The sequence below is a fragment of the Streptomyces sp. DSM 106670 genome, from assembly GCF_055792845.1.
Genome location: NZ_CM147704.1, coordinates 1686040 through 1707726, shown reverse-complemented (window position 1 = coordinate 1707726; position 21687 = coordinate 1686040). Strand labels below are relative to the sequence as shown.

Genomic DNA, 21687 nt, shown 5'->3' with positions numbered 1-21687 from the left:
GGCGGCCGTGCAGTCGCTCACAGCGCCCCCTGGTCCCGCAGCGCCGCGATCCGGTTCTCCGAGAGACCCAGTCCGGCCACGATCTCGTCGGTGTCCGCGCCGTGCGGGCGGCCCGCCCAGCGAATCCCGCCCGGCGTCCCCGAGAGCCGGAAGAGGACGTTCTGCATCCGCAGCGGCCCCAGCTCCGGGTCGTCGACCTCGGCGATGGTGCCCAGCGCCCGGTACTGCGGGTCCTCCATCACCTCCCGTACGTCATGGATCGGCGCGACGGCCGCCTCCGCCTTCTCGAAGCCGTTGATCACCTCCTCGCGGCTGTGGCGGGAGATCCAGTGGCCGACCGCCCCGTCCAGCTCCTCGGTGTGCTCGGCCCGGGTGGTGCCCGCGCCGAACCAGGGCTCCTCGATCAGGTCCGGGCGGCCGACGAGACGCATCACCCGCTCGGCGACGGACTGGGCGGAGGTGGAGACCGCGACCCAGTGGCCGTCGGCGGTGCGGTAGGTGTTGCGCGGGGCGTTGTTGCGGGAGCGGTTGCCGGTGCGCGGCTGGACGTAGCCGAGCTGGTCGTACCAGAGCGGCTGCGGGCCCAGCACCGTGAGGATCGGCTCGATGATCGCCAGGTCCACCACCTGCCCCTCGCCGGTCTTCTCCCGCCCGGCGAGCGCGGCCATCACCGCGTACGCCGTGGCCAGCGCCGCGATGGAGTCGGCGAGCCCGAACGGCGGCAGCGTCGGCGGCCCGTCCGGCTCCCCGGTGATCGCGGCGAACCCGCTCATCGCCTCGGCGAGCGTCCCGAAACCGGGGCGGTGGGCGTACGGCCCGAACTGGCCGAAGCCGGTGACCCGGGCCAGTACCAGACGCGGGTTGACGGCGTGCAGCTCCTCGGGGCCGAGCCCCCAGCGCTCCAGGGTGCCGGGCCGGAAGTTCTCGACGATGACGTCCGTCTCGGCGGCCAGCCGGAGCAGTACGTCCCGGCCGCCGGGCGCGGACAGATCGAGGGTGAGGGCGCGCTTGTTGCGGCCGAGCAGCTTCCACCACAGGCCCACCCCGTCCTTGGCGGGCCCGTGTCCGCGCGAGGGGTCGGGCTTACGGGGGTGCTCGACCTTGATCACATCGGCGCCGAAGTCCCCGAGCATGGTGGCCGCGAGCGGTCCGGCGAAGAGGGTGGCCAGGTCGATGACCTTCAGCCCGGTCAGCGGTCCTGCCGCTGTCGTGCTCGTAGGGCCTGCTGCTGTCGTGCTCATACGGTCTCCGCCTCGATCTCGCTCCGGTAGGGCATGGACGTGGACGCGCCGGGTTTCTGGACGCAGAGCGCGGCGGCCGCGGAGGCGAAGGCCAGCGCCTTCGCCACCGGCCGCCCCTCGCCGAGCGCCACCGCCAGCGACCCGACGAAGGTGTCCCCGGCGCCGGTCGTGTCGACGGCGTTCACCGAAGGCGCCTCGAAGAGCATCGGCTCGCCGCCCCGGGCCGCGTACAGGCAGCCCTTCGCGCCGAGCGTGACGATGACCTCGGGCACTCGACGCAGCAGGATCTGGGCGGCGGCGTGCGGTTCGGCCTGCCCGGACAGCTCGGCGGCCTCGTGCTCGTTGGGCACCAACAGGTCGATGTGGTCGAGGAGTTCGTCGGGCAGGGGCTGCACGGGGGCGGGGGTGAGGATGGTGCGGACGCCCTGGGCGCGGGCCGCGCGGGCTCCTTCGACGACGGCGGACAGCGGGAGTTCGAGCTGCATCAGCAGCAGGTCGGCGGCGGCGATCGCCGCGATCTCCCCGGGCCCGAGCGCGGTCACCACGCCGTTGGCGCCGGGGATCACCACGATCGCGTTGGACCCGGTGTCGTCGACCACGATGTGCGCGGTGCCGCTGGGCCCCTCGGCGGTGTGCAGCAGATCGGTGTCCACCCCCGCGTGTTCGAGGCCGTCGCGCAGCAGGGTCCCGTAGACGTCGTCGCCGACCGCGCCGATCATCGTGACCTCGCCGCCCGCGCGGGCGGCGGCGACGGCCTGGTTGGCGCCCTTGCCGCCGGGGATCGTCCGGAACTCCCGTCCGGTGACGGTCTCGCCGCGGCCGGGGGCGCGGGCCGTGTACGCGACGAGGTCCATATTGGTGCTGCCGAGCACCGCGATACGGGTCATGGGCGCAGAGCCTCCTGATGGGTCAGTGCGGCGAGGGTGTCGAACCCGGTCCGGTCGAAGCCGGGTACGGAGGTGGCGAGCCGGTTCTTCAGCGGAGCCGTCCACCGCTCGGGCAGGGCGTCCGGCCCGCCCGCCAGCAGTCCGGCCAGGGACCCGGCGGTCGCCCCGTTGGAGTCGGTGTCCCAGCCGCCGGAGACCGCGCACCCGATCGACCGGGTGAAGTCGCCGTCGGCGTGGGTGAGGGCGGCGGCCAGCAGCGCGGCGTTGGGCAGCACGTGCACCCAGTGGTGGGTGTCGGCGTACGCGGCGTGCAGCCGGTCCACCACCACGTCGAACTCCCCTTCCGTACGGGCGGTTTCGATGCCGAGGCGGATCGCGCGGGCGTACCGCGAGTGCGGCGGGACCACCCGCAGCCCGGCGGCCAGGCAGCCGTGCACATCGCTCTCGCCGCCCGCCGCCACGGCCAGCGCGGCGGCGGTGAACATCGCGCCGTACACCCCGTTGCCGGTGTGGGTGAGGACCGCGTCGCGGTGGGCCCGGGCGGCGGCCCCGGCCGGGTCGCCGGGGTGGGTCCAGCCGTGTACGTCGGCCCGGATCTGCGCGCCGATCCACTCCCGGAACGGGTTGCGGAAGCGGGCGGTCTCCGGCGGCTCGACGCCCGCGAGGAGATTGCCGTACGCGATGCGCTCGGCGGTGAACGTCCGTCCGGCCGGCAGCTCGTCCAGCCAGAGCCGGGCGAGGTCGGCGGTGGTGAAGGACCGCCCGTGCCGCTGGAGCAACAGCAGGGTCAGCAAGGGGTAGTTGAGGTCGTCGTCCTCCGGCATGCCGTCGATGTTCTCGGCGAGCGAGGTGGGGGCCGAGCGGCGGTTCCAGGGGTGGGCGGCGAGCAGTTCGGCGGGCACGCCGTGTGCGGTGAACCAGGTGGACAGCGGCCAGTTGCCGGTGGCGCGGGCCAGCGCCCGGATGCCGGTCAGCGGCAGCTTCTCCACCGGCTTGCCGAGCAGACAGCCCGCCGCCCGGCCCAGCCAGGCCGCGTGCAGCCGGTCCCGGCCGACCGGGAAAGGCGTGTCCACGGGGCCCGGCCAGTGCGGGCAGGCGGCGACGATCGCGTCCAGGTCGGTGGGCTCGTCGGCGGCCAACGGCGATTCCAGCAGGGCGAGTTCGTCGAGGAGATGCCCGGCCAGTGCGCGCAGTCGCGGCGGTGCGGGCGGTTCGGACGCGCCCGCGCGCTCCGGTGCGGGGGCGCCCCCGGCCGCGTACCACCGCTCCTCGATCTCCCGGGCGTCCCGGCCGTCCTGCGCGGCCTGTCGCAGTTCGTGCCCGACCAGGTCCTCCGGCTGCACCCAGGTGAGGCGGAGGTTCATCGCGTACCGGCCAGCGCGGTGAACGTCTCCTCGTGGGCCCGGCGGCGCTCCAGATCCCGGGTGAAGACCTCCCGGGCGACCTCCGCCAGGGTCCGGGCGGGGGAGTGCAGGTCCAGCCGGCTCGCCTCCGCGACGGTGGCCGCCCAGTCGGCCGGGACCTCACCGCCGAGCGCGCCCGCGATCGCCCCGCTCATCGTCGCGATGGAGTCGCAGTCCCGCCCGTAGTTCACCGAACCGAGCACCGTACGCCGGTAGTCGCCGCCCCCGACCAGCAACATGCCGAGCGCGATGGGCAGTTCCTCGATGGCGTGCAGCCGGGAGGGGCGGCGTGCGCCGAGCGAGGGGGCCCGGTAGTCGGGGCCGACCGTGTCGAAGGGCTCCACCGCCGCCCGCAGCGGGGCGAGCGCGGAGGCGAAGTCGTCGTGGCGCGCGGCCACTTCGCAGACCGCCTCGATCGCGGAGCGGGTGCCGTCCTTCGCCAGGGCGAGCGCGGCGTCGACCACCGTCTCCGGTGTGGCGCCCGGGCGGCAGGCGGCGGCGACGGCGGCCGCGAAGACCCCGGCGGCCTCCCGCCCGTACGAGGACTGGTGCGGGGCCGCGACCTCCAGCGCCTCGGCGTAAGCGGCCCGCGGGTGACCGGCGTTGACCAGCCCGACCGGGGCCATGTACATCGCCGCCCCGCAGTTGACGATGTTGCCCGCACCGGCCTCGCGCGGGTCGATGTGCCCGTAGTGCAGCCGGGCCACGATCCACTTCTCCGCCAGGAAGATCCGCTGGAGCGGCAGCGCCTCGGCCTCCAGCTCCGGGATCCAGCGCGGGGAGAGCAGATCCGGTACGAGATGGTCCGCGACGGCGTACGCGTCGAGGTGGTCGCGGACCTTCTCGTAGACCCGGATCAGCGCGTGCGTCATGAGGGTGTCGTCGGTGACGTGTCCGTCGCCCTTGTGGTACGGCGCGATGGGGCGCGCGGTGCGCCAGTCCTCGCCGTACCAGGGGCCGACGATCCCGGTCACCGGGCCGCCGTGGCGCTCGGTGATCTGCTCGGGGGTCCAGCCCTCGACCGGGCCGCCGAGCGCGTCGCCGACGGCGGCTCCGACGAGGGCCCGGGTGATCCGGTCATCGAGTCCGGGCGTGGTGGGGGAGGGGTGCGGGGCCGAGGGGGCGGCTTCCATGGCCGTTGTGGGCGTCATGCCGGAATTGTCCACCCAGGGTGGCCGGTTCCGTGGCTGCCAGCAGCCCGGCGAGTTCGATCAGGTCCGTGCCCGCGAGCCGGGGCAGCGCGCAGCCCGCCAGCGTCCGGCAGGCCTCGCGCCAGCCGGCCGGTACGGCGGCGATCGAGCCGATCGCCCCGGTCAGCGCCCCGGCCAGGGCGGGCGCGGAGTCCGCCACCCGGGACAGGCAGGCGGCGGCCGGGAGCGCCTCAGCGATCTCGCCCCGGGCGGCGGTGGTGAGGGCCAGAGCGACGGGGACGGTCTCCGCCGCCGCGATCCCGTAGCTGTAGACGTGGTCCACGATCTGGTGCTCCAACACCGGGACCAGGGCGAACGCCCCGGCCGGCTCGTCCGCGAACTCCCGGGCCAGACGGACCGCGTGCACGGCGTTGCGGGCGATCTCGGTGCCCTCGGGGAGCTGCTCCAGGGCGGCGTTCACCACGGTGTCGACGTCCGCCCCGGCCAGCGCCACGGCGACCGCCGCCGCCATGGCCCGCGCCCCGTGCACCCCGTCGCCGTCCTGGGTGTAGCGGGCGTCGAACTCGGCGAGCGCGGCCGCCTCCGCCGGATCGCCCGGGTGGACCACGGCGAGCACGGCGGCCCGGACGCACGCGGCGTCGTCGAAGTAGTGCGGGTTGTCGTGCCCGGTGGCGGGCGGCCGCAGCCCGGCGGCCAGGTTGCCTAGCCCGGCCCGCACCGAGATCCGGGCCCGCAGCGGAAGCACCGCCGCCTCGACCTCGGGGGCCCGGGCGCTGGCGGCGGCGACGGTGGCGGCCAGCGCGTTCCAGGCCCGGTCGACCGCGTCCCGCATCCGGCGGCCGGGGGCCAGGCCCGCCGCGTCGTCGGCCGCCGCAGCCAGCACCGTACGGGCGGCGAACGCGGCCCACTCGGCGTCGTCGGACGGCCCGAGCCGCAGCGGCTCGGGCGGCTGGTTGAGGGCGATGGGCACCGGGAGCGTGGTGGTGGCGTTCTGCTCGGCGAAGGTGTCCAGCTCCCGGGTGAGCCGCCGGGTCCACTCGGGCATCCGGGCCGCCCGGTGCCGGGCCGCGGGCCACCCGGCGGCATCGCCCGCCGCCAGCCCGAGCAGCAGCCCTTCGATCCGGGCGCGGCGGGTGGGCGCCGGGGCCCCGGCAGCCTGGTGCGCCGCGGGCATCGCCGCCTCTTCCGTGGGGGTCGTCGCCGGGTGGCTCCTGACCGTTCCGCCGGGCGCGGCCGTCGTGGGCGCCGCCGGGGCCCCGGCCGCCTTGCGCGCTGTGGTCATCGCCGCTCCTCCCGTACGGGCGCGAAGCCGGCGGCCACGGACGCCATGTCCCGTACGGCCGACGGCTCGCGACCGCCGCCCCGCTCCCGCGGGCGCTCCGCCGCCCCGGCCGCCCCCGGATCGTCCGGGGTCAGCAGCTCCGCGATGTCCAGCACGTGGTAGCCGCGCATCGAGGGCAGACAGCTGCCCCGGACCGGGCCGATCGCGGCCGCCCAGTCCGGCGGGATCGAGCTCTCCCCGTGCAGCGCCCCGGCCAGGGCGCCCGCCACCGCCGCCGTCGTGTCCGCGTCGCGGCCCATGTTGACGGCCGTGAGCACCGCCGTCCGGAAGTCCCCGCGCGCCGCCGTGAACGCCCCGAACGCCAGGCCCACCGCCTCCGGCGCCAGGTCCGTCCACGGGTAACCGGCGATCACCACCGCCGAGCGCACCGCCCGCTCCATCGTGAGCCGGTCGGGGTAGGGCCGCTGGGCCGCCGCCACCGCCCGGCGCAGCGACCGGGCGGTCCAGGAGTCCATCGGGACCACCGAGAGCGCGGCCGCGATCACCGAGGCGAGGCCCGAGCCCACCATCGCCGCGGCCACCCCGGCCGCCACCGCCTGGCCCCCGTAGATCCCCTCGCCCTCATGGCTGACCCGGCCGTCCACCGCGACCAGCCGGGCCGCCTCGGCGGGGCGGCCCGCCGCGAACACCCCGAAGGGCGCCGCCCGCATCGCGAGCCCGTCGCTCCAGGCGTGCCGGTGCTGGGCCGAGATGGGCGCGGCCAGGCCCCGGCGCAGATTCTCCAGCGTGCCGCGCTCGCTGAACCCGGCCCCCCGGAACGGACCCTCGTCCAGATCGGCGATCCAGTGGTGCCAGGCCCGCTCCACATGGGAGACGTCGAGCGCCGAGCCGTGCCGGGCCAGCAGCAGCCCGGAGAAGATCGCGTACTCCGTGTCGTCGGTGCCCGCCGGGTCATCGCTCACGAAGCCCTCGATCCGCCCCCAGCGGCGGCGGATCTCGGAGGGCCGCAGATTCTCCGCCGGGGCGCCGAGCGCGTCCCCGACCGCCAGTCCCAGCAGCGCACCCCTGGCCCGGTCATTGCCGACGGCCGTGTCCATCGCGTCGCCCTTCCGCTCGTCCGGCGAGTCCGTATCCGGGCCCTGTCCGTATCTGTGCCACGCGGAGGGCGGTCGGAGGCGGGAACGGGCCGGAAAAGGGCCACTCGGATGACCCGGCCGGATAGCTGAGGCTGGCCTTTCTTCGCAGGTCAGAGGGGTGGTAAGCCAGGCCAGCCTTGCTGGCGGCGGTCGCCCGACCGGCGTACATTGGACTTTGTCGAAAGTTGTACGGAATGGGGAGAAGCGCACCGTGGCCATCATCGAGACCGACGCCGTCCTGCACGAGGCGCACCGGGACAACCACACCCACCGGGATGTGAACGGCGGCTGGCTGCGCCCCGCCGTCTTCGGTGCGATGGACGGTCTGGTCTCCAACCTCGCCCTGATGACCGGGGTCGCGGGCGGCGCGGTCTCTCAGCAGACCCTGGTGATCACCGGCCTGGCCGGGCTCGCGGCCGGGGCCTTCTCCATGGCGGCGGGCGAGTACACCTCCGTCGCCTCGCAGCGCGAACTGGTCGAGGCCGAGCTCGACGTCGAACGCCGCGAACTGCGTAAGCACCCCAAGGACGAGATGGCGGAGCTGGCCGCGCTCTACGAGTCCCGCGGTGTGGACGCCCCGCTGGCCCGCGAGGTCGCCCGGCAGCTGTCGCACGACCCGGAGCAGGCGCTGGAGATCCACGCCCGCGAGGAGCTCGGCATCGACCCGAGCGATCTGCCCTCGCCGCTGGTGGCCGCCGTCTCCTCGTTCGGCGCCTTCGCGCTCGGCGCCCTGCTGCCCGTCCTGCCCTACCTCCTCGGGGCGAGCGCCCTGTGGCCCTCGGTGCTCCTCGCCCTGCTCGGCCTCTTCGGCTGCGGCGCGGTGGTGGCCCGGGTGACGGCCCGCAGCTGGTGGTTCAGCGGACTGCGCCAGCTCGCCCTCGGCGGCACGGCGGCGGCCCTGACGTACGGGCTCGGCACGCTGTTCGGCGTGGCGGTCGGCTGATTCCGGAGCGGGCGGGCGGACGGCGTAACCGGGCCGCCCGAACGGCGCAACCGTCCGGCAACGCGTGTGACGTACGTCTTGGCGCCGCCCACTGGGCGCGACAGGCTCCGCGGCCGTAAAATGAGACGCTATGCAGCGCTACACATAAGTAGCCGTTACCCGGTGGTTTCGTTTCCCGTGCCGCCGGGCAAGAGCCGTAAGCACCGCAGGCAACGACGCCTGCTCTCTGCGACTCCTCGGGCGCCGATCGTTCCGACTGCGACCCACCCGCTGGTAGAGCCGGTCACCTCTGGTCACCCAGTCACTTCCGGTCACCACGGTGTCCGCATGCTGGAACAAGCCTTCCGCTTCTTGAGAAGCGCCCCATCATGTAACCTGCACGAAATTTCGCAGAGGGCCAACGTCGTCCCTCGGCACCGCAAATGCCACGACGACGACGGGAGAGCCGATGCGTATCGACGCCTGGTCGCCCATGGACGGTCGCCCCGCCCAGCAGGGGATGTACGACCCCCGTAACGAGCACGACGCCTGTGGCGTCGGGTTCGTGGCCACTCTGACCGGTGTGGCCAGCCATGAGCTGGTCGAGCAGGCGCTGACCGTACTGCGCAACCTCGAACACCGCGGCGCCACCGGCTCCGAGCCCGACTCCGGCGACGGCGCCGGCATCCTCTGCCAGGTCCCGGACGCCTTCCTGCGCGCCGAGACCCCTTTCGAACTTCCCGAGGCCGGCTCGTACGCCGTGGGCATCGCCTTCCTCCCCGCGGACGACTCCACCGAGGCCGTCCGCACGATCGAGAAGATCGCCGCCCAGGAGGGCCTGAAGGTCCTCGGCTGGCGCGACGTCCCGGTCACCCCCGCACTTCTCGGCAACGGCGCCCGCGCCACCATGCCCACCTTCCGCCAGGTCTTCGTCGCCGACGGCGAGTCCACCGGCATCGTCCTGGACCGCAAGGCGTTCGTCCTGCGCAAGCGTGCCGAGCGTGAGGCCGGGGTGTACTTCCCCTCGCTCTCCGCCCGCACCATCGTCTACAAGGGCATGCTCACCACCGGGCAGCTGGAGCCGTTCTTCCCGGACCTCTCCGACCGCCGCTTCGCCTCCACGGTCGCGCTGGTCCACTCCCGCTTCTCCACCAACACCTTCCCGAGCTGGCCGCTGGCCCACCCGTACCGCTTCGTCGCGCACAACGGCGAGATCAACACGGTCAAGGGCAACCGCAACTGGATGAAGGCCCGCGAGTCCCAGCTCGCCTCCGAGCTCTTCGGCCAGGCGCAGCTCGACCGGATCTTCCCCGTCTGCACCCCGGACGCCTCCGACTCCGCCTCCTTCGACGAGGTCCTGGAGCTGCTCCACCTCGGCGGGCGCTCGCTGCCGCACGCGGTGCTGATGATGGTCCCCGAGGCGTGGGAGAACCACGACTCGATGGACCCGGCCCGGCGCGCCTTCTACCAGTACCACGCCGCGATGATGGAGCCCTGGGACGGCCCGGCCTGCGTCACCTTCACCGACGGCGTCCAGGTCGGCGCGGTCCTCGACCGCAACGGTCTGCGCCCCGGCCGCTACTGGGTCACCGACGACGGTCTCGTCGTCCTCTCCTCCGAGGTCGGCGTCCTGGACATCGACCCGGCGAAGGTCGTCCGCAAGGGCCGCCTCCAGCCGGGCAAGATGTTCCTCGTCGACACCGCCGAGCACCGCATCATCGAGGACGACGAGATCAAGGCGTCCCTCGCCGCCGAGCAGCCCTACCAGGAGTGGCTGCAGACCGGCGAGATCGAGCTGAGCGACCTGCCCGAGCGTGAGCACATCGTGCACACCCACGCCTCGGTCACCCGCCGCCAGCAGACCTTCGGCTACACCGAGGAAGAGCTCCGCGTCATCCTCGCCCCGATGGCCCGCACCGCCGGAGAGCCGCTCGGCTCCATGGGCACCGACTCGCCCATCGCCGCGCTCTCCGAGCGCCCCCGGCTGCTCTTCGACTACTTCACCCAGCTCTTCGCCCAGGTCACCAACCCGCCGCTGGACGCCATCCGCGAGGAGCTGGTCACCTCGCTGCGCTCCTCGCTCGGCCCCCAGGGCAACATCCTGGAACCGACCGCCGCCGCGGCCCGCAGCGTCACGCTGCCCTTCCCGGTGATCGACAACGACGAGCTCGCCAAGCTGATACACATCAACGCCGACGGCGACATGCCGGGCATGAAGTCCGCCACGCTCGCCGGTCTCTACCGGGTCGGCGGCGGCGGAGACGCGCTCGCCGCACGCCTCGAGGAGATCTGTACCGAGGTCGACGCCGCCATAGAGGACGGCGCCCGCCTCATCGTCCTCTCCGACCGGCACTCCGACGCCGAGCACGCACCGATCCCCTCGCTGCTGCTCACCTCCGCCGTCCACCACCACCTCATCCGCACCAAGCAGCGCACCCAGGTGGGTCTGCTGGTCGAGGCCGGGGACGTCCGCGAGGTCCACCACGTCGCGCTGCTCATCGGCTACGGCGCCGCCGCCGTCAACCCGTACCTCGCGATGGAGTCCGTCGAGGACCTGGTCCGCGCCGGCACCTTCATCGAGAACATCGAGGCCGAGCAGGCCATCCGGAACCTGATCTACGCGCTCGGCAAGGGCGTCCTCAAGGTCATGTCCAAGATGGGCATCTCCACCGTCGCCTCCTACCGCGGCGCCCAGGTCTTCGAGGCCGTCGGCCTCGACGAGGAGTTCGTCGCGACGTACTTCAACGGCACCGCCACCAAGATCGGCGGCGCCGGCCTGGACGTCGTCGCCAAGGAGGTCGCCGCCCGGCACACCAAGGCGTACCCCGCATCCGGCATCGCGGCCTCGCACCGCGCGCTGGAGATCGGCGGCGAGTACCAGTGGCGGCGCGAGGGCGAACCGCACCTGTTCGACCCGGAGACGGTCTTCCGCCTCCAGCACGCCACCCGCAACCGGCGCTACGACATCTTCAAGCAGTACACGGACCGGGTGAACGAGCAGTCCGAGCGCCTCATGACGCTCCGCGGCCTCTTCGGCTTCGACTCCGGCCGCGAGCCGATCTCCCTCGACGAGGTCGAGCCCGCCTCCGAGATCGTCAAGCGGTTCTCCACCGGCGCCATGTCGTACGGCTCCATCTCCCGCGAGGCGCACGAGACGCTCGCCATCGCGATGAACCAGCTCGGCGGCAAGTCCAACACCGGCGAGGGCGGCGAGGACCCCGACCGCCTGTACGACCCGGCGCGCCGCTCCTCCATCAAGCAGGTCGCCTCCGGCCGCTTCGGTGTGACCAGCGAATACCTGGTCAACGCGGACGACATCCAGATCAAGATGGCCCAGGGCGCCAAGCCCGGCGAGGGCGGCCAGCTGCCCGGCCACAAGGTCTACCCGTGGGTCGCCAAGACCCGGCACTCCACCCCCGGCGTCGGCCTCATCTCGCCGCCGCCGCACCACGACATCTACTCCATCGAAGACCTCGCGCAGCTGATCCACGACCTCAAGAACGCCAACCCGCAGGCCCGCATCCACGTGAAGCTGGTCTCCGAGGTCGGCGTCGGCACGGTCGCCGCCGGTGTCTCCAAGGCCCACGCGGACGTCGTCCTCATCTCCGGCCACGACGGCGGAACGGGCGCCTCCCCGCTCACCTCGCTCAAGCACGCGGGCGGCCCCTGGGAGCTCGGCCTCGCCGAGACCCAGCAGACCCTGCTGCTCAACGGCCTGCGCGACCGCATCGTCGTGCAGACCGACGGCCAGCTCAAGACCGGCCGCGACGTCGTCATCGCCGCCCTGCTCGGCGCCGAGGAGTTCGGTTTCGCGACCGCGCCGCTCGTCGTCTCCGGCTGCGTCATGATGCGCGTCTGCCACCTGGACACCTGCCCGGTCGGCATCGCCACCCAGAACCCGGTCCTGCGCGACCGGTTCTCCGGCAAGGCCGAGTACATCGTCAACTTCTTCGAGTTCATCGCCGAAGAGGTCCGCGAGATCCTCGCCGAGCTGGGCTTCCGCACCATCGAGGAGGCCGTCGGCCACGCCGAACTCCTCGACACCGACCGCGCGATCACCCACTGGAAGGCGCAGGGCCTCGACCTCGCCCCGCTCTTCCACGTGCCCGAACTGCCCGAGGGCGCGGTCCGCCACCGCATCGTCGAGCAGGACCACGGTCTGACGAAGGCGCTCGACAACCAGCTGATCAAGCTGGCCGCCGACGCGCTGGGCGCCGAGAGCGCCGAGGCCGCCCAGCCGGTCCGCGCGCAGGTCGCGATCCGCAACATCAACCGGACCGTCGGCACCATGCTCGGCCACGAGGTGACCAAGAAGTTCGGTGGCCCGGGCCTGCCCGAGAACACCATCGACATCACCTTCACCGGCTCGGCCGGCCAGTCCTTCGGCGCGTTCGTGCCGCGCGGGGTCACCCTGCGCCTGGAGGGCGACGCCAACGACTACGTCGGCAAGGGCCTCTCCGGCGGCCGCGTGATCGTCCGGCCCGACCGGGGCGCCGACCACCTCGCCGAGTACTCCACCATCGCCGGCAACACCATCGGCTACGGAGCCACCGGCGGCGAGATCTTCCTGCGCGGCCGCACCGGCGAACGCTTCTGCGTTCGCAACTCCGGCGCGCTGGTCGTCTCCGAGGGCGTCGGCGACCACGGCTGCGAGTACATGACCGGCGGCCAGGCCGTCGTCCTCGGCGAGACCGGCCGCAACTTCGCCGCCGGTATGTCGGGCGGTGTCGCGTACGTCATCGACCTCAACCGCGACGACGTCAACGTCGGCAACCTCGGCGCGGTCGAGGAGCTGGACGACACCGACAAGCAGTGGCTGCACGACGTCGTGCGCCGCCACCAGGAGGAGACCGGCTCCACCGTCGCCGAGAAGCTCCTCGCCGAGTGGGACACCGCCGTGACCCGCTTCAGCAAGATCATCCCGTCCACGTACAAGGCAGTGCTCGCCGCCAAGGACGCCGCTGAGCTCGCCGGTCTCTCCGAGCAGGAGACCACCGAGAAGATGATGGAGGCGGCGACCCATGGCTGACCCCAAGGGCTTCCTGACCACCGGACGCGAGGTCGCCAAGACCCGCCCCGTGGCCGAGCGCGTCAAGGACTGGAACGAGGTCTACGTTCCGGGCTCGCTGCTCCCGATCATCAGCAAGCAGGCCGGCCGCTGCATGGACTGCGGCATCCCGTTCTGCCACAACGGCTGCCCGCTCGGAAACCTCATCCCCGAGTGGAACGACTACGCCTACCGCGAGGACTGGACCGCCGCGTCCGAGCGGCTGCACGCCACGAACAACTTCCCGGAGTTCACCGGGCGGCTGTGTCCGGCCCCCTGCGAGTCGGCGTGCGTCCTCGGCATCAACCAGCCCGCCGTCACCATCAAGAACGTCGAGGTCTCCATCATCGACAAGGCGTGGGACAGCGGCGACGTCACCCCGCAGCCGCCCGAGCGCCTCTCCGGCAAGACCGTCGCGGTCATCGGCTCGGGCCCGGCGGGACTCGCCGCCGCCCAGCAGCTGACCCGGGCCGGCCACACCGTCGTCGTCTACGAGCGCGCGGACCGCATCGGGGGCCTCCTCCGCTACGGCATCCCCGAGTTCAAGATGGAGAAGTCGCACATCAACCGCCGCATCGAGCAGATGCGCCTGGAGGGCACCAAGTTCCGTACGGGGGTGGAGATCGGCCAGGACATCGACGCCGCCAAGCTCCGCCGCCGCTACGACGCGGTCGTCATCGCGGCCGGCGCCACCGTCTCCCGCGACCTGCCGGTCCCCGGCCGCGAGCTGAACGGCGTCCACTTCGCGATGGAGTACCTGCCGCTCGCCAACAAGGTGCAGGAGGGCGACCTGACCGTCGCCCCGATCCACGCCGGCGGCAAGCACGTCGTCGTCATCGGCGGCGGCGACACCGGCGCCGACTGCGTGGGCACCGCCCACCGCCAGGGCGCGGCCTCCGTCACCCAGCTGGAGATCATGCCGAAGCCGGGCGAGGAACGGAACGCGGGCCAGCCGTGGCCGACCTTCCCGATGCTCTACAAGGTCACCTCCGCGCACGAGGAGGGCGGCGAGCGGGTCTACTCCGTCTCCACCACCCACTTCGAGGGCGACGAGGACGGCAATGTCCAGGCCCTCCACCTGGTGGAGGTCGAGTTCAAGGACGGTAAGCTGGAGCAGAAGCCCGGCACGGAGCGGCGCATCCCCGCGCAGCTCGTCACCCTGGCCATGGGCTTCACCGGAACCGACCAGTCCAACGGTCTGGTCCAGCAGTTCGGCCTGGAGCTCGACCAGCGCGGCAACGTCGCCCGCGACGAGAGCTACGCGACCAACGTCGACGGCGTCTACGTCGCCGGTGACGCGGGACGCGGCCAGTCGCTGATCGTGTGGGCCATCGCCGAGGGCCGCTCCGCCGCCCGCGGAGTGGACCGCTTCCTGACCGGGACCAGCGCCCTGCCGGCCCCGATCCGCCCGACGGACCGGTCCCTGCTGGTCTGAGCACCACCCGGGTTCCCCCTGGGCCACGCGGCCCGGGGGAGCCCCCACAAGACGTCCCGTACAACGGCGTACGGAACTGAACGCGGCGCCTGCCCGTCCCCGACCGGACACCAGCGGGCGCCGTGGCGCGTCCGGGGGTGGCCTAGGCTCAAGGTCTGCCGAACACCGAACGGGGGAGCCGTCATGCGCGGTGCGGACACAGCCGTGGGCGGGAGCGGCCCGGCCATCAGCCTGACCAAGGTCCAGGAGACGGCTCCGGCCCTGGTCAGCCTCTACAAGAGCGCCGGGGCCTCGCTGGAGAAGCGCGGACTCGGCGGTCAACGGGCGGCTGTCTACCTGGTGCTCGACTACTCCGGTTCGATGAGCACGTACTACAAGGACGGCAGCGTGCAGGCGCTGGCGGAGCGAGTTCTCGGGCTGTCTGCGCATCTCGACGACGACGGCAGGGTCCCGGTCGTCTTCTTCTCCACGGACATCGACGGCTTCGCCGATATCGGTCTGGAGAACCACCGGGGCCTCATCGATAAGATCGTGGCGAATCTCGGGCACATGGGCAGGACCAACTACCACGTGGCGATGGATGCGGTGATCGACCACTACCTGGAGAGCGGGGCCACAGACCCGGCTCTGGTCGTCTTCCAGACGGACGGCGGGCCGAGCAGCAAACTGGCCGCCGAACGCTACGTCTGCAAGGCCGCGAAGCTGCCGCTGTTCTGGCAGTTCGTCGGCTTCGGCAACACGCGGAGCAGCCAGTTCGACTTCCTGCGCAAGCTCGACGAGCTGGCCGTCCCCGCCAAGCGGACCGTCGACAACGCCGGGTACTTCCACGCGGGCCTCGACCCCCGGAAGGTCCCGGACCGCAAGCTGTACGACCGGCTCGTCGCCGAGTTCCCGCTCTGGCTGGCCGCCGCCCGCGAGCAGGGGATCGTCCGGTGACCGTACGGATCCTGCGCGCCGCCGACCTCACCCCCACCCCCTGGAGGAACGGCGGCGGGCTCACCCGGGAGATCGCCACCGGCCCCGAGGGCGCGGGGGCCGACGCCTTCGACTGGCGTGTCAGCCTCGCGGACGTCACCGCCGACGGGCCCTTCTCCGCCTTCCCCGGTGTGGACCGCATCCTGACCGTCGTCGAGGGCGCGGGCATGGACCTCGTCGTCGGCGGGGAGCACCACATCGTCGACGAGCCCCTGTGGCCGCACGGTTTCCCCGGCGATCTGCCCACGGAGGGCTTCCTGCTGAGCGGCCCGGTCGTCAATCTCAACGTCATGTACCGCAGGGCCCGTACGCGGGCGGAGACCGCCGTCGTCTGCGGCACGGTCCGGCTGCTGCCGCCGGAGGGCGGTGCGCTGCTCGCCGTCTCCCTCGACGACGGCGCGGAGCTGGCGGGCGGCGAGCGCGGTGCCCGGCTGGACCGTTACGACGCGGTGCTCGCCGCCGGGGCGTCGCCCGGGGTGCTGCGGACGATGGGCCAGGCGGTGCTGATCACGTTCTCGGACGTGTGATCGCCCGGCGAATCCGGACGGAGGATGTCGGGTATCCGGTGTTCCATGGCGCCCATGACGTCTTCTTCACCCCTTTCCTGGGGCGGCTTCGCCGCTGCCGAACCCGACTTCGCCGACACCGTCCAGCGCCGCTTCCGCCTCTACAAGCACCACGTCCTGGCCACCCTGCGGAAGGACGGCTCTCCCCGGGTCACCGGCCTGGAGGCCGACTTCCGCTTCGGTGAGCTGCTGCTCGGCATGATGCCGGACTCGCTCAAGGCCCTGGACCTGCGCCGCGACCCGCGCTTCGCGCTCCACGCCAACCCGGGCCCCGACGCCGAGATGAACGACGGCGACGTCCGGGTCAGCGGCCGGGCCGTGGAGATCACGGACCCGGAGCTGATCGCCCGCTTCATCGAGGAGGCCACCCCGCCCGAGCCCTTCCACCTCTTCCGGGCCGAGCTGACCGAGGTGGTCCGCATCGGGCTCGACGGCGACGAGCTGGTCATCCGGTCCTGGCGGCCGGGGCAGCCGCTGCGCACCGTACGCCGGAAGTGACGGGAGCCCCTGCGGCCGCGACCGGGCCCGGCCGCAGGGCGCTCACCCCGCCAGCACCCGGGCCCGGCACGCGGACGGCGTCCCCCAGGCGTCCCGCAGCGGCCGGGCCCGGCGCAGCCACCAGGCGAGGGCCAACTCCTCGGTGTAGCCGATCGCGCCGTGCGACTGGAGCGCGGTGCGGGCCGCCGCGTATCCCGCCTCGCCCGCCGTCACCTTCGCCGCCGCGACCGCCGCCCCGGCCCCGGACGGCCCCTCGGCCAGCTCCACCGCCGCCCCGTACAGCAGCGGGCGCGCGAACTCCAGGCCGAGCAGGGTGTCGGCCAGCCGGTGCTTGACCGCCTGAAAGGAGCCGACGGGCACCCCGAACTGGGTGCGCTGCTTCACGTACGCCACCGTCGCCCGCAGCAGCTCCTCCCCGCAGCCCAGGGCCAGGCCCGCCGTCGCGAACGCCGCCCGGTCGCCCGCCGCCCGCGCCGCCTCGCGCACCCCCGGCCCGGCCGCCACCACCTCGCCGCCCGGCTCCGGCCGGAACAGCCGCCGCGCCGGATCCACCGAGACCGCCGGTGAACCCAGGCCCGGCGCGAGCCGCAGTTCGTCGCCGGTCACCGTGAACACCGCGTCCGCCGCGTCCGCGTCCAGCGCGTACGGCCCGTGCCCTTCCAGCAGCAGCGACACCACCGCCGTACCCGCCGCGATCCTCGGCAGCCACTCCTTCGCCGCCGGGCCGCCCACCGCGCCCAGCAGCACCCCGGCCGCCAGGGTCTCCGCCACCGGACCGGGCACCGCGTGCCGCCCCAGCTCCACACAGGCGACGGCGCTCTCCACGGGGAGCGGCCCCAGCCCCCCGTACGCCTCCGGAACCGCCAGCGCGAACACCCCCGCGTCCGCGAGCCGCCCCCACAGGGCCCGCCCCGGCCCGTGATCCCCGGCCGCCCACGCCCGCAGGACCGCCGGGGTGTCGGCCGCCGTCAGCAGCGCGTCCAGGGAACGCCCGAACTCGCGCTGCTCGTCGGTGAGCAGGAAACGCATCAGCGCCGTCCCTTCGGCAGGCCGAGCAGCCGCTCGGCGATGATGTCGCGCTGGATCTCGTTCGTCCCGGCGTAGATCGGACCGGCGAGCGCGAACACGTACCCCTCCGCCCACGCGGTGTCCGCCGGCTCCGCGTCCGGGCCCAGCAGATCGAGCGCCGTCTCGTGCAGCGCGATGTCGTAGTCCGACCAGAACACCTTGTTCAGGCTGGACTCCGGACCCAGCGACGCCCCCGCCGCGAACCGGGCCGCCGAGGCCGCCGTGAACAGCCGGTACGCCCGCGCCCCGATCACCGCGTCCGCCACCCGGTCCCGTACGGCGGTGTCCGCCGGGTCGCCCACCTCTCGCCACAACTCCGTCAGCCGGTCGGCGGCGGCCAGGAAGCGGCCGGGGGAGCGGAGCGTGAGCCCGCGTTCGTCCCCCGTGGCCGACATCGCGATCCGCCAGCCCTGCCCCGGCTCCCCGATGACGTCCTCGTCCGGTACGAAGACCTCGTCCAGGAAGATCTCGGCGAACGCCGGCTTCCCGTCCAGCCGGCCGATCGGACGCACCGTGACCCCGGGGTCCCGCAGCCCGAACATCAGGTACGTGAGCCCCTGGTGCGGTTTCGCCGCCCCCGGGTCCGTACGGAAGATCCCGAATGCCCGGTCCGCGAACGCCGCCCGCGATGACCAGGTCTTCTGCCCCGACAGCAGCCAGCCGCCCTCCGTCCGCACCGCCCGCGAGCGCAGCGCCGCCAGGTCCGACCCGGCCTCCGGCTCCGACCAGGCCTGCGCCCAGATCACCTCGCCGCCCGCCATCGGGGGCAGCACCCGGGCCCGCTGCTCCGCCGTGCCGTGGGCGAGGAGGGTGGGGGCGAGGAGGCTGACCCCGTTCTGCGAGACCCGGCCCGGCGCGCCCGCCGCCCAGTACTCCTCCTCGAACGCCAGCCAGCCGAAGAGATCCGCGCCCCGGCCCCCGTACTCCTCGGGCCAGGAGACCGCCGACCACCGGCCCTCGTACAGCTCCGCCTCCCACGCCCGGTGCGCGGCGAACCCCTCCTCGGTCTCCAGGGAGGGCAGCGGCCGGGCGGGTACGTGCTCGCGGAGCCAGGCCCGGGCCTCGGCCCGCAGCGCCCCGGTCCGTGCTGTCTGCGCCAGATCCATGGAGCCCGCCTTCCGTAAGGCCGTTCCCTAACAAGTGTTTGGTAGGTTAACGTACAGCTCAAGCACCGTCGAGAAGTCGGGGGAACGGGCCATGGACGCACCGCCGTACCTGCCGGGACACGGACTGCTGGCCGGCCGCACCGCCGTGATCACCGCCGCCGCCGGAGCCGGCATCGGCGGCGCCACCGCCCGCCGCTTCCTGGAGGAGGGGGCGCGCGTGGTGATCAGCGACGCCCACGCCCGCCGGCTGAAGGAGAGCGCCCACGCCCTCGCTGACGCGTTCGGACCCGACCGCGTCACCCATCTGACCTGCGACGTCACCGACGAGGAGCAGGTGGCCGCCCTCTTCTCACACGCCGAACGGAGCCACGGCGGCCTCGACATCGTCGTCAACAACGCGGGCCTCGGCGGCACCGCCGAACTCACCGAGATGACCGACGACCAGTGGACCAGGATCCTCGACGTCACCCTGAACGGCACCTTCCGCTGCACCCGCGCCGCCCTGCGCTCCCTCAAGGCCGCCGGAACCGGAGGCGTCCTCGTCAACAACGCCTCCGTCGTCGGCTGGCGCGCCCAGCGCGGCCAGGCCCACTACGCCGCAGCCAAGGCCGGGGTCATGGCCCTCACCCGCTGCGCCGCCGTCGAGGCCGCCGACTACGGCGTACGCGTCAACGCCGTCGCCCCCAGCCTCGCCATGCACCCGCACCTCGCCAAGGTCACCTCCGCCGAACTCCTCGCCGAACTCACCGCGAAGGAGGCCTTCGGCCGGTACGCCGAACCCTGGGAGGTCGCCAACGTCATCGTCTTCCTCGCCAGCGGCTACTCCTCGTACATGACCGGCGAGGTCGTCCCCGTCAGCAGCCAGCATGCGTGAGCACCTGCGTGAACACCTGGGCCACGGGCGGACAATGGGCGGGTGCCTACCAAGAAGAAGCCCCAGGTGACCCCCACGCCGGAGCGACGCCGAGAACTGCTCGCCACCGCCGCCGAGGTCTTCGCCGCCCAGGGATACAACGCCACCACCGTCCGCCGGATCGCGGACGAGGCCGGGATGCTCGCGGGCAGCCTCTACTACCACTTCGATTCCAAGGAATCGATGATCGACGAGATCCTCTCCACCTTCCTCGACGAGCTCTGGCAGGGCTACGACGCGGTCCTGGCGGCCGGCCTCGGCCCCCGCGAGACCATCGAGGCCCTGGTCACCGAGTCCTTCCGGGAGATCGACCGGCACCGCCCCGCCGTCGCGATCTACCAGAAGGAGTCCAAGCACCTCGCCACCCAGCCGCGCTTCGCCTACCTCGTCGACTCGCAGACCAAGTTCGAGAAGGCCTGGCTCGGCACCCTGGAACGCGGCGTCGCCGAAGGCGTCTTCCGCGACGACCTCGACATCCGCCTCACCTACCGCTTCGTCCGCGACACCGTCTGGGTCGCCGCCTCCTGGTACCGCCCCGGCGGACACCACAGCCCCGAGGAGATCGCCCGCCAGTACCTCTCGATGGTGCTGGACGGCATCGCCCTGCGCATCTAGCCACCTCTCGATGACCGAGGAGCAGCAGCCATGACCGAGGCCTACATCGTCGAAGCGGTACGCACCCCCGTCGGGCGGCGCGGAGGAGGCCTCGGGGCCGCCCACCCCGCCGATCTCGGAGCCCATGTGCTGCGCGAGCTGATCGGCCGCTCGGGCGTCGACCCGGCGGCCGTCGAGGATGTCGTCTTCGGCTGCCTGGACACCGTCGGACCGCAGGCCGGCGACATCGCCCGTACGTCATGGCTCGCCGCCGGACTGCCCGAGGAGGTCCCCGGCGTCACCGTCGACCGGCAGTGCGGCTCCTCCCAGCAGGCCCTCCACTTCGCGGCCCAGGGCGTCCTCTCCGGCACCCAGGACCTCGTCGTGGCGGGCGGCACCCAGAACATGACCCAGATCCCCATCGCCTTCGCCTCCCGCCGGGCCGCCGAACCCCTCGGCCTCACCCAGGGGCCCTTCGCGGGCAGCGAGGGCTGGCGGGCCCGCTACGGCGACGCCCCCGTCAACCAGTTCCACGGCGCCCAGCTGATCGCCGAGAAGTGGGGCATCGGCCGCCGCGACATGGAGGAGTTCGCCCTCACCTCCCACCGGCGGGCGGTCCGCGCCGTCGACGAGGGCCGCTTCGCCCGCGAGACCGTCGCGTACGGGGACGTCACCGCGGACGAGGGGCCGCGCCGTGACACCACCCTGGAGAAGATGGCCGGCCTGAAGCCCGTCGTCGAGGGCGGCACCATCACCGCCGCCTGCTCCTCCCAGGTCTCCGACGGGGCCGCCGCCCTGCTCATCGCCTCCGAGCGGGCCGTCGCCGCACACGGCCTCACCCCACGGGCCCGCATCCACCACCTGTCCGTACGCGGCGAGGACCCGATCCGGATGCTCTCCGCCCCGATCCCCGCCACCGCGTACGCCCTGAAGAAGACCGGCCTCACCATCGACGCCATCGACCTCGTCGAGATCAACGAGGCGTTCGCCCCGGTCGTCCTCGCCTGGCTGAAGGAGACCGGCGCCGACCCCGAGCGGGTCAACGTCAACGGCGGGGCCATCGCCCTGGGCCACCCGCTCGGCGCGACCGGCGCGCGGCTCATGACCACCCTGCTCCACGAACTGGAACGCACCGGCGGCCGCTACGGGCTCCAGACGATGTGCGAGGGCGGCGGACAGGCCAACGTCACCATCGTCGAGCGGCTCTGAGACACCCGGGCTCCGAGACACCCGGCATACACCTTCTGGTCAGCCAAGTTTTCCCTCCGGCGGCGTGGCGTGATCCACCGCCGGAGGAGAGGACGTGCTAGGGTGTTTCCCGTTGCAGTTTTGGTACCCATGAACTTTATGTGCGCCTGACGGGAATGCTTCCTCAGGCGCATTATTGTTTTCCGGCTTTCTCCGGATGGGGCTCAATGCGGCGACTTGGAATCCGTAAAGTGCGGATTTCCGGCACTGCACCT

General features: G+C 72.9%; 17 protein-coding genes. 9 read left to right on the top strand and 8 right to left on the bottom strand.

Features of this window, described 5'->3' with window-relative positions; genetic code table 11:
- Positions 1 to 17 precede the first annotated feature (17 nt).
- The 6 genes from ACSMXR_RS07445 to ACSMXR_RS07420 form a co-directional block, all read right to left on the bottom strand.
- Entirely contained in the window at positions 18 to 1241 is a 1224-nt protein-coding gene (locus ACSMXR_RS07445; RefSeq protein ID WP_137232633.1) for a CaiB/BaiF CoA transferase family protein, read from the bottom strand.
- Complete coding sequence (gene rbsK, locus ACSMXR_RS07440; RefSeq protein ID WP_473171473.1) at positions 1238 to 2128, bottom strand: ribokinase; 891 nt, start codon at positions 2126 to 2128, stop codon at positions 1238 to 1240. Before rbsK ends, ACSMXR_RS07445 begins: the two co-directional genes overlap by 4 nt.
- A complete protein-coding gene (locus ACSMXR_RS07435; protein WP_376186057.1) occupies positions 2125 to 3492 on the bottom strand; it encodes an ADP-ribosylglycohydrolase family protein in 1368 nt (455 codons plus the stop codon). Before ACSMXR_RS07435 ends, rbsK begins: the two co-directional genes overlap by 4 nt.
- The gene (locus tag ACSMXR_RS07430; RefSeq protein WP_473171472.1) at positions 3489 to 4682 is read right to left on the bottom strand and encodes an ADP-ribosylglycohydrolase family protein; all 1194 of its coding nucleotides are present in this window, start codon (positions 4680 to 4682) and stop codon (positions 3489 to 3491) included. The genes ACSMXR_RS07435 and ACSMXR_RS07430 overlap by 4 nt, the downstream gene beginning before the upstream one ends.
- A complete protein-coding gene (locus tag ACSMXR_RS07425; protein ID WP_473172349.1) occupies positions 4609 to 5856 on the bottom strand; it encodes an ADP-ribosylglycohydrolase family protein in 1248 nt (415 codons plus the stop codon). The genes ACSMXR_RS07430 and ACSMXR_RS07425 overlap by 74 nt, the downstream gene beginning before the upstream one ends.
- A gap of 104 nt (positions 5857 to 5960) precedes the next feature.
- Entirely contained in the window at positions 5961 to 7061 is a 1101-nt protein-coding gene (locus ACSMXR_RS07420; protein ID WP_473171471.1) for an ADP-ribosylglycohydrolase family protein, read from the bottom strand.
- 250 nt (positions 7062 to 7311) lie between these two features.
- Between ACSMXR_RS07420 and ACSMXR_RS07415 the strand changes: the two genes are divergently transcribed.
- The 6 genes from ACSMXR_RS07415 to ACSMXR_RS07390 all read left to right on the top strand — a co-directional run bounded on the left by ACSMXR_RS07415 (position 7312) and on the right by ACSMXR_RS07390 (position 16543).
- Entirely contained in the window at positions 7312 to 8043 is a 732-nt protein-coding gene (locus tag ACSMXR_RS07415; protein ID WP_137232628.1) for a VIT1/CCC1 transporter family protein, read from the top strand.
- Positions 8044 to 8491: 448 nt separating this feature from the next.
- Positions 8492 to 13051 carry a glutamate synthase large subunit gene (gene gltB, locus ACSMXR_RS07410; protein ID WP_473171470.1) on the top strand — a complete coding sequence of 1520 codons (4560 nt, stop codon included), beginning with the start codon at positions 8492 to 8494 and terminating at the stop codon, positions 13049 to 13051.
- The gene (locus ACSMXR_RS07405; protein ID WP_473171469.1) at positions 13044 to 14504 is read left to right on the top strand and encodes a glutamate synthase subunit beta; all 1461 of its coding nucleotides are present in this window, start codon (positions 13044 to 13046) and stop codon (positions 14502 to 14504) included. Before gltB ends, ACSMXR_RS07405 begins: the two co-directional genes overlap by 8 nt.
- A gap of 183 nt (positions 14505 to 14687) precedes the next feature.
- Positions 14688 to 15440, top strand: a complete 753-nt coding sequence (locus ACSMXR_RS07400; protein ID WP_473171468.1) for a vWA domain-containing protein — start codon at positions 14688 to 14690, stop codon at positions 15438 to 15440.
- Positions 15437 to 16006, top strand: coding sequence for a HutD/Ves family protein (locus tag ACSMXR_RS07395; RefSeq protein ID WP_376186049.1), 570 nt, complete (start codon positions 15437 to 15439; stop codon positions 16004 to 16006). Before ACSMXR_RS07400 ends, ACSMXR_RS07395 begins: the two co-directional genes overlap by 4 nt.
- Positions 16007 to 16051: 45 nt before the next feature.
- Positions 16052 to 16543 (top strand): pyridoxamine 5'-phosphate oxidase family protein, encoded by a 492-nt coding sequence (locus ACSMXR_RS07390; protein ID WP_137232623.1) that lies wholly within the window; start codon positions 16052 to 16054, stop codon positions 16541 to 16543.
- A 42-nt stretch (positions 16544 to 16585) separates the two neighbouring features.
- Here ACSMXR_RS07390 and ACSMXR_RS07385 read toward each other — a convergent pair whose 3' ends face one another.
- Together ACSMXR_RS07385 and ACSMXR_RS07380 are read right to left on the bottom strand one after the other, a co-directional pair.
- On the bottom strand, positions 16586 to 17572 hold the full coding sequence (locus ACSMXR_RS07385) for an acyl-CoA dehydrogenase family protein (RefSeq protein WP_473171467.1): 987 nt from the start codon (positions 17570 to 17572) through the stop codon (positions 16586 to 16588).
- A complete protein-coding gene (locus ACSMXR_RS07380; protein ID WP_137232621.1) occupies positions 17572 to 18717 on the bottom strand; it encodes an acyl-CoA dehydrogenase family protein in 1146 nt (381 codons plus the stop codon). The genes ACSMXR_RS07385 and ACSMXR_RS07380 overlap by 1 nt, the downstream gene beginning before the upstream one ends.
- A gap of 91 nt (positions 18718 to 18808) precedes the next feature.
- Between ACSMXR_RS07380 and ACSMXR_RS07375 the strand changes: the two genes are divergently transcribed.
- From ACSMXR_RS07375 to ACSMXR_RS07365, 3 genes are read left to right on the top strand one after another with little or no spacing between them, the layout of a single operon-like run.
- A complete protein-coding gene (locus ACSMXR_RS07375) occupies positions 18809 to 19591 on the top strand; it encodes an SDR family oxidoreductase (RefSeq protein ID WP_218527880.1) in 783 nt (260 codons plus the stop codon).
- 42 nt (positions 19592 to 19633) lie between these two features.
- Positions 19634 to 20245 carry a TetR/AcrR family transcriptional regulator gene (locus tag ACSMXR_RS07370; protein ID WP_179889617.1) on the top strand — a complete coding sequence of 204 codons (612 nt, stop codon included), beginning with the start codon at positions 19634 to 19636 and terminating at the stop codon, positions 20243 to 20245.
- A gap of 30 nt (positions 20246 to 20275) precedes the next feature.
- Entirely contained in the window at positions 20276 to 21433 is a 1158-nt protein-coding gene (locus ACSMXR_RS07365) for an acetyl-CoA C-acetyltransferase (RefSeq protein WP_218527881.1), read from the top strand.
- The last annotated feature ends 254 nt before the right edge of the window (positions 21434 to 21687 follow it).

Bases quoted from the DNA above. Each gene is read 5' to 3' on its own strand.
- ACSMXR_RS07445 (WP_137232633.1), bottom strand. From the start codon at position 1,241: ATGAGCACGACAGCAGCAGGCCCTACGAGCACGACAGCGGCAGGACCG.
- ACSMXR_RS07425 (WP_473172349.1), bottom strand. From the start codon at position 5,856: ATGCCCGCGGCGCACCAGGCTGCCGGGGCCCCGGCGCCCACCCGCCGC.
- ACSMXR_RS07380 (WP_137232621.1), bottom strand. From the start codon at position 18,717: ATGGATCTGGCGCAGACAGCACGGACCGGGGCGCTGCGGGCCGAGGCC.
- ACSMXR_RS07405 (WP_473171469.1), top strand. From the start codon at position 13,044: ATGGCTGACCCCAAGGGCTTCCTGACCACCGGACGCGAGGTCGCCAAG.
- ACSMXR_RS07435 (WP_376186057.1), bottom strand. From the start codon at position 3,492: ATGAACCTCCGCCTCACCTGGGTGCAGCCGGAGGACCTGGTCGGGCAC.
- ACSMXR_RS07430 (WP_473171472.1), bottom strand. From the start codon at position 4,682: ATGACGCCCACAACGGCCATGGAAGCCGCCCCCTCGGCCCCGCACCCC.
- ACSMXR_RS07390 (WP_137232623.1), top strand. From the start codon at position 16,052: ATGGCGCCCATGACGTCTTCTTCACCCCTTTCCTGGGGCGGCTTCGCC.
- rbsK (WP_473171473.1), bottom strand. From the start codon at position 2,128: ATGACCCGTATCGCGGTGCTCGGCAGCACCAATATGGACCTCGTCGCG.
- ACSMXR_RS07420 (WP_473171471.1), bottom strand. From the start codon at position 7,061: ATGGACACGGCCGTCGGCAATGACCGGGCCAGGGGTGCGCTGCTGGGA.
- ACSMXR_RS07375 (WP_218527880.1), top strand. From the start codon at position 18,809: ATGGACGCACCGCCGTACCTGCCGGGACACGGACTGCTGGCCGGCCGC.
- ACSMXR_RS07385 (WP_473171467.1), bottom strand. From the start codon at position 17,572: ATGCGTTTCCTGCTCACCGACGAGCAGCGCGAGTTCGGGCGTTCCCTG.
- ACSMXR_RS07365 (WP_218527881.1), top strand. From the start codon at position 20,276: ATGACCGAGGCCTACATCGTCGAAGCGGTACGCACCCCCGTCGGGCGG.
- ACSMXR_RS07400 (WP_473171468.1), top strand. From the start codon at position 14,688: ATGCGCGGTGCGGACACAGCCGTGGGCGGGAGCGGCCCGGCCATCAGC.
- gltB (WP_473171470.1), top strand. From the start codon at position 8,492: ATGCGTATCGACGCCTGGTCGCCCATGGACGGTCGCCCCGCCCAGCAG.